At 65.3% G+C, this 13,404-nt stretch carries 10 protein-coding genes and 1 pseudogene; 4 read left to right on the plus strand and 7 right to left on the minus strand.

What is annotated here, in order from left to right; all coding sequences use genetic code 11:
• Nucleotides 1–44 precede the first annotated feature (44 nt).
• Genes AB4Z44_RS05775 through AB4Z44_RS05785 form a run of 3 tightly spaced genes read right to left on the minus strand, consistent with a single transcriptional unit; the run spans nucleotide 45 to nucleotide 4,975 of the window.
• A complete protein-coding gene (locus AB4Z44_RS05775; RefSeq protein ID WP_404713111.1) occupies nucleotides 45–2,111 on the minus strand; it encodes a S46 family peptidase in 2,067 nt (688 codons plus the stop codon).
• A 28-nt stretch (nucleotides 2,112–2,139) separates the two neighbouring features.
• Nucleotides 2,140–3,270: a hypothetical protein gene (locus AB4Z44_RS05780; RefSeq protein WP_404713112.1), complete on the minus strand. Its 1,131-nt coding sequence runs from the start codon at nucleotides 3,268–3,270 to the stop codon at nucleotides 2,140–2,142.
• A 10-nt stretch (nucleotides 3,271–3,280) separates the two neighbouring features.
• The gene (locus AB4Z44_RS05785) at nucleotides 3,281–4,975 is read right to left on the minus strand and encodes an MBOAT family O-acyltransferase (RefSeq protein WP_404713113.1); all 1,695 of its coding nucleotides are present in this window, start codon (nucleotides 4,973–4,975) and stop codon (nucleotides 3,281–3,283) included.
• 152 nt (nucleotides 4,976–5,127) lie between these two features.
• Between AB4Z44_RS05785 and parC the strand changes: the two genes are divergently transcribed.
• Both parC and AB4Z44_RS05795 read left to right on the plus strand, forming a co-directional pair.
• A complete protein-coding gene (parC, locus tag AB4Z44_RS05790) occupies nucleotides 5,128–7,377 on the plus strand; it encodes a DNA topoisomerase IV subunit A (protein ID WP_404713114.1) in 2,250 nt (749 codons plus the stop codon).
• A gap of 99 nt (nucleotides 7,378–7,476) precedes the next feature.
• Nucleotides 7,477–9,210 (plus strand): putative bifunctional diguanylate cyclase/phosphodiesterase, encoded by a 1,734-nt coding sequence (locus AB4Z44_RS05795; protein ID WP_404713115.1) that lies wholly within the window; start codon nucleotides 7,477–7,479, stop codon nucleotides 9,208–9,210.
• Here the strand turns inward: AB4Z44_RS05795 and AB4Z44_RS05800 are convergent.
• The 4 genes and pseudogenes from AB4Z44_RS05800 to AB4Z44_RS05815 form a co-directional block, all read right to left on the minus strand.
• A complete protein-coding gene (locus tag AB4Z44_RS05800) occupies nucleotides 9,183–10,391 on the minus strand; it encodes a CCA tRNA nucleotidyltransferase (protein WP_404713116.1) in 1,209 nt (402 codons plus the stop codon). The two genes, AB4Z44_RS05795 and AB4Z44_RS05800, sit on opposite strands and share 28 nt — an antisense overlap.
• Nucleotides 10,388–10,978, minus strand: a complete 591-nt coding sequence (locus tag AB4Z44_RS05805) for a CoA pyrophosphatase (protein WP_404713117.1) — start codon at nucleotides 10,976–10,978, stop codon at nucleotides 10,388–10,390. Before AB4Z44_RS05805 ends, AB4Z44_RS05800 begins: the two co-directional genes overlap by 4 nt.
• Complete coding sequence (locus tag AB4Z44_RS05810; protein WP_404713118.1) at nucleotides 10,975–11,532, minus strand: DUF1285 domain-containing protein; 558 nt, start codon at nucleotides 11,530–11,532, stop codon at nucleotides 10,975–10,977. The genes AB4Z44_RS05805 and AB4Z44_RS05810 overlap by 4 nt, the downstream gene beginning before the upstream one ends.
• Nucleotides 11,533–11,569: 37 nt before the next feature.
• Nucleotides 11,570–12,072, minus strand: a pseudogene (locus AB4Z44_RS05815) (GNAT family N-acetyltransferase).
• A gap of 120 nt (nucleotides 12,073–12,192) precedes the next feature.
• Between AB4Z44_RS05815 and AB4Z44_RS05820 the strand changes: the two are divergent.
• A complete protein-coding gene (locus tag AB4Z44_RS05820) occupies nucleotides 12,193–12,630 on the plus strand; it encodes a dihydroneopterin aldolase (protein ID WP_404713119.1) in 438 nt (145 codons plus the stop codon).
• On the plus strand, nucleotides 12,627–13,382 hold the full coding sequence (locus AB4Z44_RS05825) for an SDR family oxidoreductase (protein WP_404713120.1): 756 nt from the start codon (nucleotides 12,627–12,629) through the stop codon (nucleotides 13,380–13,382). Before AB4Z44_RS05820 ends, AB4Z44_RS05825 begins: the two co-directional genes overlap by 4 nt.
• The last annotated feature ends 22 nt before the right edge of the window (nucleotides 13,383–13,404 follow it).

Genomic DNA, 13,404 nt, shown 5'->3' on the forward strand with positions numbered 1-13,404 from the left:
GTCGGTGCGGCGGCGATATCGTGGCATCGCCGCCGCCGGTCGGTCTATCGTGCGTGCAGCTCGTTCACGAGGCGCGGCGCCGGATAGATTTTGTCGAGCGCTTCCTCGACCGCGACGGTCGAGACCATCACCGCGCGGTTGATCGCCGGATCATAACCGTAAGAGCCGCCGAGCGAGTGGATGTTGCCGTCGAACAGGGCGCCGAGCACCGATCCGTCGCGCGCGATCACCGGCGATCCCGAATTGCCGCCGACGACATCGAGACTGCCCGAGAAATCGAGCACCTTGCCGCGATCGATCCGGTTCATCGCCGCGGCGGTCTTCGGCGCCAGCGCATAGGGGGGCGATCCGGTCGCGCGATCGAACATGCCGCCCCAATTGGTGGTCGGCGCGATCGTCTGGCCCTGATAGGTCCAGCCTTGCACGCTGCCATAGGTGATGCGCAGGGTGAAGGTGGCGTCGGGATAGAGATCGGTGCCGTAGACCGCGAAGCGCGCCTGCGCGATCTTCGATTGCGCGGCGGCGGTCGGCGCTTCGACCTCGAAGCGATAGCGGTCGAGCACCGCGCGCGCATCGGGATCGGTCGCCAGGACGAACTGGATCAGCGGGTCCTTCGAAGCCCTGACCGCATCGAGCCCGCCGTCGAACAGCGCCTGGCGCACCTTGGGATCGGCGAGCGCGGTGCCGCTCACCAGCCGATGCGCGAGGCCTTCGGGCGATTCCTTGCCGAGCAGATGCTGGACCTCGGGCGCATCCGACGTCAGATATTCGCGCGTCTTGGACAGCCAATAGCCGATGTCCAGTTCCTCCAGCCACGGATAGATCGGCTCGGCATCGAGCAGCTTCTTCTGGGCGAGCGGCAAGGCGCCATCGGAATAAGCGGGCAGGCGATCGGCGTTAGGCTTGGCGCGTTCGGTGGCGGCGCGGACGATCGTGCGTGCGTAGTCGAACAGGGTCGAGCGCGCAGCGGCACGCGTTTCGAGCCAGACATAATGCTGGAACAGGTTGCGATAGGCGGTGTCGGCCTTGACGAGATCGCCCCACGGATCGCCGATCTTCGCGTTCAGCGCCGGATCCTTGGCGACCCGCGCGCGCAGATCGCGCTCATTGGCGTCGAGCTTGCCCCAGAATGTGGGGTCGAGCAAAGATTGCCACATGCCGTAACGCGCCTTGAAGCTGTTCTCGACCACCTCGAGCTGGTCGGCGGCGGTTCGCGTCCTTTCGACATCGCCGGCCGTCGCGCCGATCAGCCGACCGCGCAATTCGGACAGATAGAGTTCGCTCCCCGGCTGGAAGACATCGCGCTGGAGGGCGAGCTGGTCGGTCGTGAAGAGGCGCTGGGTCGAGCCGGGGTTGCCGACCGCGAAGATCAGCTCTCCCGGCACCGGCGCGCGCGCCGCCCAGGTCAGGTGGCTCGGCGTCTTCACCGGCTTGCCGTTCTCGTAGATGCGCAGGAACGAGGCATCGAGACCGTAGCGCGGAAAGTTGAAATTGTCGGGATCGCCGCCGAATTGGGCGGTGGCATATTCGGGTGCCCACACCAGCCGCACGTCCGAATATTTGCGGTAGCGATAGAGCTTGTACTGTCCGCCGCCGAACAGGGTGACGACCTGGCAACGCTCGGTCCCCGGATCCTTGCACGCCGCTTTCTCGATCGCCGCCACCTCGGCATCGCGCGCCTTGGCCAGCCCCGCGCCACTGGCCGTGCCGATCGCGCCGAGCACGCGGCCGGTCACGTCGGTGATCGCGGTCAGCACCTCGGCCTGCTGACCGGGGCATTTGCGCTCGTCCGCGAGCGTTGCGGCGAGGAAGCCGTTCTTGACGTAATCCGATTGCTCGCTCGAAACCGCCTGTACGCAGCCGACGACGCAATGATGGTTGGTGAGCAACAGCCCCTCGCCCGAGACGAGACTGGACGAGCAGCCGTCGGTCAGACGCAGCGCAGAGGTCTGCACGCGATCGAGCCAGGCTTTATCGGGCGCGCTGCCATAGGCCTTGGCAACGCGTGCGGCCGGGAAATTGTCGAACGTCCACATGCCCTCATCGGCATGAGCAGCGGCAAGTGGAAAGGAAAGGAGCGCCGCACCGGCGGCCAATGACTTGAGCTTCATGGAAGTCCCCTATTCGGTTGGAGACGTCCTATCGATGACCCCGGATGCTGCCAAGCGATGGCGTTTCGATCAGCGGCAGGGTCGCCTCGGCCAGTTTGCGATCGAGGTCGGGCCGGAAATGGCCATCGGGCAGGAACACGCTCGCATCGGTGGCGGGGATGATATCCGCCGAGAGTATATAGGGAATTTGGTTGGCGGCCAACGTCGGCACCATCGTATCGCGCAAGACGCCGTCATAGCCACGGTCCTCGAACAGCAGGACGATCGGCCGTTGCCCGCGTGCCCGGGCACGGCGCGCGAAATCGGTGACGATCGCCTGCAATGTCGGCACGAGATCGGGCGCGCCTTCGAACCGGCCGGTCGGTCCGCGCAAAGCTGCGGTGCGGTCGTTCAACTCGCGCTGGCCCCATGCCCGGCGTACCATGCGAAGCAGCACGCTTGCATCGACCAGATCGTGATTGGCCATGAACGGAGAGGCGAAACGATCGGATCGCGTCAGGTCGGCGATATAACGGGTCCACGCATGGTGGTCCGACAGGAGCCGTCGCAGTCCGGCCGCGTCGTCGATCGCCGGATCGATCCGCATCAAGGTGCCGTTGCGCAGAACGAAGCGTGGATAGGCGAAGGGCTGCGGCTGCTCGAAGGTCGTGCTCGCACCCGACAGCGTCTCCATCCGACGCAGCGAACTGGCGAGGATGCCAAGGATCTGGGTGCCATTGCCGTCGATGCCGGCCTCATTGCGACGCAGGAAACACGCATAGCTGTGGTTCGGCGGCGCTCCCGGCCCGGCGAAGCGGGCAATTGGAAGCTTGGGATCGAGCAAGGCGAGCTGGTCGGCGACATGGTTGGAGAAAGACATGCCGTAGATGCTGACCCCGCGCGGATCAGGTTCGATCCGTCGGGTCGCGCATTCACCGGACAACCAGCCTGCCTTGAGGATCGAAGCCTCGCGGCCCGGTGTCGCACCAAGTTGACGCCGGAGCTTGGCTTCGATCGAGGTCCCGTAGTTGAAATAGACCTGCAGCGCATTGCCGGCTTTTTGGGGGTCGCGCGGCGGACGGGCGATCAGCCCGCATGCGGCATCGAGCGCGATCAGCGCCAACAGGGTCCAGCCGAGGACCGCCAGCACCTGGATCGCCATGCGGCGGTGGCCGAGCATCGCCGGGCGCCTAGAACTGGAAGTAGATGAACTGGACGGGAGCATTGCTTAAACCCATCGCCAGGATGAAGATCAACGCGGCGTATAACAATCCCTGCAGCGGCGCGCGCCAGCGCAGGAAGCTTTCCAGACGCCCCGCGCGATAGTCGCAAAACTGCATCGCACCCAGCATCAGCATGCCGGCAAGTGCCGAAAGCGGGATGTTCGGCAGCGCATTGTGAGCGACCTTGGGGGCGAGGCCAAGGAGCTTGCCAGTGAAGCTGGCGACCTGCCCGAACGAGGTCGCGCGAAATATCATCCAGCCATAGCAGACGAAGATCATGAAGAAGCCGATGCGGAGCGGCGTCGACAGCCAGACCGGCAGGAACCGGGCGCGCTGGATCGCGCCGCCATGCCGATCGGTCGTCCCCTCGATGGCCTCGGTCGAACTGGGCAATGTCTCGCGGCCATGGGTGAAGGCACGATGCACGACCAATAGCAGCCCCTGATAGGCACCCCACAGGATGAACGTCCAGGCGGCGCCATGCCACAGGCCGCCGAGCAGCATCGTCAGGAACAGGTTGATATAGGTCCGCACCTCGCCGCGCCGGTTGCCGCCCAGCGATATGTAGAGATAGTCGCGCAGCCACGAACTCAGCGAGATATGCCAGCGACGCCAGAACTCGCTGGGATTGCGCGAGAAATAGGGCAGGTTGAAATTGACCATCAGCTCGATGCCGAGCAATTTGCTGACGCCGCGTGCGATATCCGAATAGCCCGAAAAATCGCACAATATCTGCACCGAGAAGAGGATCGTCGCGATCGCCACGTCGGATTGGGAGACCGCGCCGGTCGAGGTGAAGATCGTGGTCACCACCGGCGCCAGCCCGTCGGCGATCGCGATCTTCTTGAACAGCCCGATCAGGATCAGCACGATGCCATGCGTCGTCTGCGCCAAACGAATCTGGCGCGGCTGGGTAAGCTCCGCCAGCAAGTGGCGCGCGCGTTCGATCGGCCCGGCCACCATCGGCGGGAAATAGGCCACGAACAATGCGAAATCCCAGAAGCGCGCCGTTGGCTTCGCCCGGCGGCGATAGACGTTGATCGTGTAGCTCAGCGACTGGAAGGTGTAGAAACTGATGCCGACCGGAAGGATGACGTGCAGACGCAAGTTGGCTGGGTCGAATCCCAGTCCGCCGATTGCCGTCTGAAGGCTGTCGATGAAGAAATTGAAATATTTGAAGAAGCCCAGGAACGCCAAATTCACGATCACCGACGCCACGATCAGGATCCAGCGCCGGCGCTCCTCTTCGATATGCGGCAACCGGGCGATCGCAAGGTTGGCTAGCACGACCGCGACGATCGTTCCGGCCAGCACTTCGAGCCCCATCGGCTGCGGCGTAAACAGGTCGGAAAGCATCGTGCCCCGGCCGTTCTGCAGGGCGCTCCAGTCGGGGCATAGAAACAGGACAGCCGCAGCGACCGGGAAGATCGTGATCGTCCATCGCTGGCGGCGCGACAGAACCGGCTGTTCCATCAGCAGCCCGATCGTGAAATCCACCGTGGTCGAAAAAGCGATCAGGAAAAGGAAGCGGACATCCCACCAACCATAGAAGATATAGCCGGCAAACAGCAGCATCCAGTTCTGCCAGCGGAACGGCAGGATCCGATAGAGAATGTAGACGGGCGCAAGGAATGCGAAAAACTCAAGGGAGTTGAACAGCATCCCAGAAACTGGCCCCCTTGCGCATCAGATCCTGGGCTGGTTAGCCCGCTCCGCCGGCAAGCGGAAGGCCCCGGCGTGCAATTTTACGCAGATGCAGCAGGACGCGGCCTGCTCTCGCCAGCCCGAGCCGGCGCTGCTAACCAGCCCCGGACATGACCGACCCAGCCGATCCCTTCAACCTTATCGTCGATGCCCCGTTCGATAGCGCCTTGTCAGAGCGCTACCTGGTCTACGCCCTGTCGACGATCACCGCGCGATCGCTGCCCGACGTCCGCGACGGGTTGAAGCCGGTCCACCGCCGCATCCTCTGGGCGATGCGGATGCTCCGGATGGATCCTGCCGCTGCCTACAAGAAATCGGCGCGCGTGGTCGGCGACGTCATCGGCAAATATCACCCGCACGGCGACGCTTCGGTCTACGACGCGATGGTCCGCCTCGCTCAGTCGTTCGCGCTGCGCTACCCGCTCGTCGACGGGCAGGGCAATTTCGGTAACGTCGATGGCGATAACGCCGCCGCCTACCGCTATACCGAGTGCAAGCTGACCCAGGTCGCGATGGACCTGATGAGCGGGCTCGACGAGGATGCCACCGGCTTCCGCCCGACCTACAATAATGAGGACCAGGAGCCGGAGCTGATGCCCGGCCTGTTCCCGAACCTGCTCGCCAACGGCGCATCGGGCATTGCGGTCGGCATGGCGACCTCGATCCCGCCGCACAATGCCGCCGAACTGATCGATGCCGCGATCCACCTGATCGATCAGCCCGAGGGCGATCCGCGCGAATTGCTGCAATATGTGAAGGGCCCCGATTTCCCGACCGGCGGGATCGTCGTCGACAGCCCCGCCGCGATTGCCGAGGCCTATGCCACCGGGCGCGGTGGCTTCCGGGTGCGCGCGCGCTGGAATATCGAGGACCAGGGCAGGGGCACCTGGGTCGCGGTGATCACGGAGGTGCCCTATCAGGTGCCCAAGGCCAAATTGATCGAGGCGATCGCCGTCCTGATCAACGACAAGAAGTTGCCGATCCTCGCCGACGTCCGCGACGAGAGCGACGAGCAAATCCGCATCGTGCTCGAGCCGCGCGCGCGTACCGTCGATCCGCAGACCTTGATGGACAGCCTGTTCCGGCTGACCGATCTCGAGACGCGCATCTCGCTCAACCTCAACGTGCTGGACAAGGACCGCACCCCGCGCGTCATGTCGCTCAAGCAGGCGTTGGCGGAATGGATCGAACATCAGTTCGATGTGCTGTTGCGCCGTTCGCGACACCGGCTCGACAAGATCGCCGACCGAATCGAGCTGCTCGACGGTTACCTGATCACCTATCTCAACCTCGATCGCGTGATCCAGATCATCCGCGAGGAGGACGAGCCCAAGCCGGTGCTGATGGCCGAGTTCGCGCTGACCGATCGGCAGGCCGAGGCAATCCTCAACATGCGGCTGCGTTCGCTGCGCAAGCTGGAGGAGATGGAACTGCGCCAGGAGCGCGCCAAGCTTGACAAGGAGGCGGGCGAACTCCGCGGGCTGATCGAGAGCCCTGCTCGCCAGCGCACCCGCCTCAAGCGCGATCTCGGCAAGCTGCGTGAGCGCTATGGCCCCGAAACCGCTCTCGGCAAACGGCGAACGGACATCGAGGAGCAGGGCCCCACGCGCGACATCCCGCTCGAGGCGATGATCGAGCGCGAGCCGATCACCGTGATTTTGTCGCAACGCGGCTGGATCCGCGCGATGAAGGGCCATGGCGATCTCGCCTCGGCCGAGACGCTCAAGTTCAAGGAAGGCGACGGCCCGCTCTTTGCCTTCCACGCCCAGACGACCGACAAATTGCTGCTGATCGCCGATACCGGTCGCATCTATACGCTCGGCGCCGACAAGCTGCCGGGCGGGCGCGGTTTTGGCGAGCCGGTTCGGCTGATGATCGATCTCGAGGCCGATGCCGCAGTGACGAATCTGCTGCCGATGCGTCCGGCCGAAAAATTGCTGCTCGCTGCCACCGATGGCAAGGGCTTCGTCGCTTCCGCTCGAGAGATCGTCGCCGAGACGCGCAAGGGGCGCCAGGTGGTCAACCTGCGCGACCATGCCAAGCTGCGCATCGCCCGGCCGATCGCCGACGGGCACGATTATGTCGCCGCGATCGGCGAAAATCGGAAGCTGGTGATCTTCCCGCTCGCCGAATTGCCCGAAATGACGCGAGGGCAGGGGACCCAGATCCAGCGCTACCGCGACGGCGGCCTCTCCGACGTCATCACCTTCCGATTCGCGGATGGCCTGAGTTGGCCGATGGGTGGTGAAAGCGGGAGAGTGCGAACCGAAACCGAACTCGGCCCGTGGCGCGCTGCGCGCGGCGCCGCCGGGCGCATGCCGCCGACCGGATTCCCGCGCGACAACCGTTTCGGGCGATAGGTAAGCAAGGAATTATCCCGGTTCCGTGCGGATTTTATCGGCGTCGACCGACCCGGAATGACGAAAAATTAACGTGCTCGCTTTAGGCTAACGCGTCATATGGATCATGGCACGATCAGCCGGGCGGGCGTTGCGCGAGCGCTGCAAAGCGAGGGAAGCCCGCTGTCGTGCGTCATCGCCGAGGGGCTCGATCCGGATCAGCTCGCGCTGCGCCAGCTTTATCTCGACGCGATCCACATCCCCGCTGCGATCATGGCCAGGGATGGCGCGACGACGGTCAGTCTTGCGCGCAATCGCAGCTTCGAGAGAATAATCAGCGGCCCGTGGATGGCCGATACACGCCCGCTCGATGAGGCGGTGCTCGCCTTTCTGGCGGCCGGCAAGCAGAAGCATGTCGGCGATTGGCACCAGCCGGGTGTCGGCGGGCGCCATTATCGTGTCCATCTGAGCCGCCTGCCGTCCGCCGGTGTCTTCCCCGAACAGGCGATGTTGAGCTTGGTCGACCGTACTGCGGAAATCGAGACCGCCCGGTCGCTGCGGGCCGAGATGCAACTCGACAGTCTCACGGGATTGCCCAACCGGCTCGCCTTCAACGAGGCCGTCGCCGATGCGGTCGATGAAGATGGCGCCGTCGACGGCTTCGCCGTGCTCGCGGTCGATCTGGTTCGCTTCAGCCGGGTCAATGAATGCGTCGGCTCGTTGGCGGGGGATGAACTGATCGTCACGGTTGCACACCGGCTGATGCAGGTGCTGCGGCCGGGTGATCTGCTCGCGCGGATGGCCGGGGACGAATTCGGGGTATTGATCCGGCTGGTCGACGGACCCGGGGACGCATTGCATGCGGCGCGGCGGTTGCAGGCCGAACTTGCCAGCCCGATCCGTCTGTCCGATCTCGAGATCAGGATCGATTGTGCGATCGGCTGTGCCTTGTGGAGCGATCGCGCGCCGACATCGGCTGACATGCTCCGCAACGCGCAGGTCGCGCTCAAGCGTGCCAAGACATCGGGGCGGATCGAAGTCTACCAGTCGGGGGAGGTCAACCTCATCCATCGCCGCTTCAGTCTCGAAACCGATCTACGCCGCGCGATCGAAAATGACGAACTGAGCATGGCGTTTCAGCCGCTGGTCGATCTCGAAACCAACGCCGTGTCTGGATTCGAGGCCTTGGCGCGCTGGACCCACCCCGATCACGGCCCGATCCCGCCAACCGAATTCATTGCGGTGGCAGAGGATTCGCGCCTGATCGTGCCGCTCGGGCGCTGGGCACTCGACGCCGCGGTGCGGACGCTGGCGGACTGGGATCGCCGTAGCGGCGAAGCGCTGCCGATCCGCATGTGCGTGAACATGTCGCCGGTGCAGATTGCCCGCGACGACATCGGCGAGGCGGTCGTCTCGACGCTGTCGGCGCGTGGCATCGACGGGCGGCGGCTGACGCTCGAACTGACCGAGCGTTCGATCGTCGTCGATCCCGAACGCGCCAGCCGTGTACTGCGGATGATGCACGAGATCGGCTGTTGCGTCGCGATGGACGATTTCGGGACCGGCTATTCGAGCCTCGCCTATCTCCAGCGTTTGCCGATCGACATTCTCAAGATCGATCGCAGCTTCGTCACCGACATGCTCGAGAATCGCAATTCGGTCGCGATCATCCGCGCGATTCTCAGCCTGGCGCGCGAGCTCGGCATGGCCACCACCGCCGAAGGTATAGAGACGGTGGAAGCGGCGCGCACGCTCGCCGCTTTGGGTTGCACGACCGGGCAGGGCTATCATTTTGCCCGGCCGCTCGCGGCCGACGCGGCGCTCGATTATTTCTGTCGCAACCGGGCGGCCTGATCGACCTCTTCGAGCGCAATCGCCTGGACGCGGTCCGCGTCGGGAAAATCTTCATCGATCCAGCGCCGCTCGATCGCCTTGAGCGTGGCCGCCACGACCGGCCCCGCTCGCAGACCGAGCTTGACCAACTCGCCGCCGCCGATCGGAAGTCGCGGCGGCTGCCATCTCCGTAAGGAATCCATGCCCTCCGGCAGCGTGGCGTCCGATGCCCGCAGCAGCAGCTGGTCGCGCGCGCTTTCGAGTCCGATGGCATATGCAAGAGGACGTGCGGCGATCGGCGCGGTCGGATCTACCGCCAGGGCGAGCCGCTTGCGTTGCGCATTGGAGAGTTTGAGCCGCGCCGCAACGTTTTCGGCCAAAGCGGGATCAGGCGGGAGCAGGGCGGCAAGGCGACGCAACGGGCTGGCGAGCCCCGCCGACGTCTCGCGCGCAACCAGCCGGCGCAGCCGAGCGACCCCGCCCCGATCGATCTCCGGCAGAACCGGCTTCAATATTCCGTTGTCGACCATCACCGCCAGGGTCGGCCCCGGATCGGCGACGGCGAGCAATTTGAGCAATTCCTGCGCAATCCGTTCGCGCGATAGCGCCATCAGGTCGTTTGCCCGCGCGGCGCAGGCGGCAAGCCCGGCGGGATCGGGCTCGCCACGGCCGAAACGCGCATGAAAGCGGAAGAAGCGCAGGATCCGCAGATGATCCTCGGCAATGCGCTCCAGTGGTTCGCCGATGAAGCGGACGTGGCCGGCATCGAGATCGGCGAGCCCATCGAAATAATCGAAAATCTCGCCCGTGATCGGATCGGCAGAAAGGGCGTTGATCGTGAAATCGCGCCGCGCCGCATCCGCGCGCCAATCGTCGGTGAAGACGACCACCGCATGCCGCCCGTCGGTGGCGACATCGCGGCGCAAAGTTGTCACCTCGACCGGCCCGCTCGACAGCACGGCGGTGACCGTGCCGTGCCGCAGACCGGTCGGGATCACTTTGATCTGCGCGGCCTGAAGCCGCGCCATCACCGCATCGGGCTCCAGCGCGGTGGCCAGATCGAGATCGGCCACCGGAAGATGGAGCAAAGTGTCACGTACGGCGCCGCCGACAAACCGGCTCAGTCCCTGCGCCGCGCCGAGTACCTCGACCAGCCGGATGAGCGATGGGCGCGTCCGCCAGGGGGCAGGGGGAAGGATCATGCCGTCACCAGCCCCTGCAGCCGGCGCGAGAGATTGACGATCAACGCCGCGGTGATGCCCCAGATCCGCCGCTCCTGCCACTCGATGACGTGGAAATGCCGCTCGCGGCCGTCGAATACGCGCGATGACAGGACATGATTGGCGCTGTCGATCAGAAACGCGAGCGGGACCTCGAACACCGCCGCCACCTCGACTTCGTGAGGCGTCAGCGGCAGATCCGGTGGCACCACTCCGATGACGGGAACGATATGGTAGCCGGAACCCGTGCGATAGGACGGCATCGTCCCGACGACCTCGACATCGGCGGAGAGAAGTCCCACCTCCTCCCACGCCTCGCGCAGCGCGGCCGCGACCGGGTTGTCATCCTCGGGATCGATCCGGCCGCCGGGGAAGGCGATCTGGCCGGCATGGCGGCGCAAGGTGGCTTGGCGTAAGGTCAGGATCACGCCGGGCTCGGGCCGGTCGGTGATCGCGATGAGCACCGAGGCCGGAACATGCTCCCCCGCGGCCTGATAATCGTCGCCTTCGAGCGGCTCGACCGCATCCGCGCCCGCCAGTGCAGCGCGCACTTTATCCGCCAGACTCACGACGCCTCCAGCGGAAACCAGGCACCGTCGGACCACAGGCCCGGCGGTTCAACTCCTTCGGCCAGCGCAAACTCGGCCAATTCGTAATAGACCGGGCGCGCGATCAGCGCGTCGAGCCCGGGACGAACTTGCAGCAAAGGCTGGCCATCCTCAATTCGCAGTGCGTGGGCCGGGCCGGCAATAATGGGCTCGTCGGTATTGAGCCGGAAGGCAAGGCGGCGCGCGCGCCCTTCGCCCTCACTCTGCACTTCGACGGCGACGAAGGGGCAGGTCTCGACCGCGATGTCGAGCTTCTCGACCGGGGTGACGAGAACGAATCGGCCATCGGCCTCGCGCCGGAGCAGGCTCGCGAAAAGCCGAACCATCGCCGGCCGGCCGATCGGCGAGCCTTCGTGATACCACGTGCCATCGCGTGCGATCCGCATCGCGCTGTCGCCGCAATGCTCGGGGTTCCAGCGATCGACCGGGGGGAGGCGCCGTTCTGACGCCGCCTGGGCGATCTCGGCCAGCGACAGGGCCGACAGGTCCGGCGGGGGAGGGGCGCGCTCGGGCATGCCGTCCGTTAGCCGAGTTGGCGCCGCTGTGGGAAGCTCAGCGCCGCGGCCCGATCATGCCCCGCGCCGGCACGGTCCGTCCGCCGGTGCGCGCGAGGAGGCGGTGCCGCTCGAACGGCCCGGGCAATTCCCAATGGCCGGTGGCGTCGGCGGTAAAGCCGAAGAAGCGGCCATAATATTCGGGATCGCCGATCAGCACCTGCGGGGCGCGCCCCCGGCATCGGCCTCGGCCAGCATCCGCGTCATCATCTCGCGGCCAAGCCCGTGGCGCTGGTGCGACGGCGCGACCGCGACCGGACCGACCAGTACGAGCGGTACGCCCAAGCCTTCGGGCGTGACGAGCTCGACCGGCCAGCTCTGCAGCGAGCCAACCAACCGGCCATCGTCGTCTAGTGCCGCGAAAGAAAGTTCGCGCACCGCCGTCATACCTTCGCGCAGACGATAGGCCGTGCGCCGATGCCGATCGGCGCCGAAGGCGTCGTCGAGCAGGCGCTCCACATCGCGCGCATCAACCTGATCGATGGGGACAAGCATGGTCAGGGTGTCGATCATCTCACATCATCGTCCGGGGGCGGCCGGCTTATCCGGGGACGGCGCCCCTTATAGGAATCAGATGACAACACAACTAAGAGCGGCCCCATCGCATTGGAGCCACCCCGAATGACCGTGACCGATCTCAAGCCCTTCGCTCCCCGCCCGGCTGTGCTGGCGCCCGAAACGGGCACCGCCCGCGATATCGTGCGGCTGGAGGTGAGCGACATCGTCGTCGACGTGCTGACCGGCATCTATTCCGAAGAGACCCACATGCCGCAGCCGCTGCGCATCTCGGTCAAATGCGACATAGCCGCGCCACGCCGCTTCGAGCCCGACACGCCCTTGTCGGCATCCAAGAACTATATGGACCTGCGCCGCGCGATCGAGGGCGTGCCCGATCAGGGGTATCATTATACGCTTGTCGAATCGGTCGCCGATCATATCGCCGACACCTTGTTCGGTGGAGACGAGCGCGTGCTGCGGGTGGAGGTGCAGATCGTCAAGCTGGCGCTCAGCACTGCCGCCGAATTGATCGGGATGACGCTGGTACGCGACCGCCCATGACGCTCGCCCTCGTCACCGGCGGCCTGAGCAAGCTCGGCGCGGTCATCGCGGCGCGGCTGGCCAATGCGGGTTACGACCTTGCGCTCCACATGCGCACTGACTGCGAGCCCGAAGGCGATCTGGCGGCGGCGATCGCGCGCAACGGCGCGCGCTGGGAAGTTTTCCCTGCCGATCTCTCCGATTCGGTTGCTATCGGCAGCCTCATAAATCGAGTTACGGCGCATTTCGGCCGGGCGCCGACTCTGCTGGTGAACAGTGCGTCCATGCTGTCGGAGGGGGGCTGGGGCGAAGTCTCGCTCGACGAACTGGTGACCCATTTCCGAGTCAACGCAGCCGTGCCGTTGATCCTGGCACAACAGTTCGCGGCCGCACTTCAGCCGGATGGCCGCGGAGCGATCGTCAACATCCTCGATCAGCGCATCACCAATCCGCCTCCGGATCAGGCGGCCTACACGTTGTCCAAGCTGACGCTCGCCGCCGCGACGCGATCGCTGGCCCGCGCTTTTGCACCTTCGGTGCGGGTCAACGCGGTCGCGCCCGGGCTGACGATTCCCGGGCCTGAATATTCCGCCGATCAGGCCGGCCGGCTGGCCGCGCTGATGCCGCTCGGACGGCTACCGAAGGCGGTCGAAGTGGCTGATACCGTTGCCTTTCTAGCGAGCGCCGAGGCGGTGACCGGCCAGATCATATTCGTCGACGGCGGTGCGTCGCTCGAAAGCTATCCGCGCGATTTCGCTTATATGGAGCGCTAGAGGCTGTCATCGCCACTGGCGA

The organism is Sphingomonas sp. MMS24-J13 (genome assembly GCF_044905095.1).
Lineage (GTDB): Bacteria > Pseudomonadota > Alphaproteobacteria > Sphingomonadales > Sphingomonadaceae > Sphingomonas_I.

What these genes read in the sequence shown, in the direction of transcription:
- AB4Z44_RS05775 (WP_404713111.1), bottom strand. Translation starts at nt 2,111, where the DNA reads ATGAAGCTCAAGTCATTGGCCGCCGGTGCGGCGCTCCTTTCCTTTCCA.
- AB4Z44_RS05780 (WP_404713112.1), bottom strand. Translation starts at nt 3,270, where the DNA reads ATGCTCGGCCACCGCCGCATGGCGATCCAGGTGCTGGCGGTCCTCGGC.
- AB4Z44_RS05785 (WP_404713113.1), bottom strand. Translation starts at nt 4,975, where the DNA reads ATGCTGTTCAACTCCCTTGAGTTTTTCGCATTCCTTGCGCCCGTCTAC.
- parC (WP_404713114.1), top strand. Translation starts at nt 5,128, where the DNA reads ATGACCGACCCAGCCGATCCCTTCAACCTTATCGTCGATGCCCCGTTC.
- AB4Z44_RS05795 (WP_404713115.1), top strand. Translation starts at nt 7,477, where the DNA reads ATGGATCATGGCACGATCAGCCGGGCGGGCGTTGCGCGAGCGCTGCAA.
- AB4Z44_RS05800 (WP_404713116.1), bottom strand. Translation starts at nt 10,391, where the DNA reads ATGATCCTTCCCCCTGCCCCCTGGCGGACGCGCCCATCGCTCATCCGG.
- AB4Z44_RS05810 (WP_404713118.1), bottom strand. Translation starts at nt 11,532, where the DNA reads ATGCCCGAGCGCGCCCCTCCCCCGCCGGACCTGTCGGCCCTGTCGCTG.
- AB4Z44_RS05820 (WP_404713119.1), top strand. Translation starts at nt 12,193, where the DNA reads ATGACCGTGACCGATCTCAAGCCCTTCGCTCCCCGCCCGGCTGTGCTG.
- AB4Z44_RS05825 (WP_404713120.1), top strand. Translation starts at nt 12,627, where the DNA reads ATGACGCTCGCCCTCGTCACCGGCGGCCTGAGCAAGCTCGGCGCGGTC.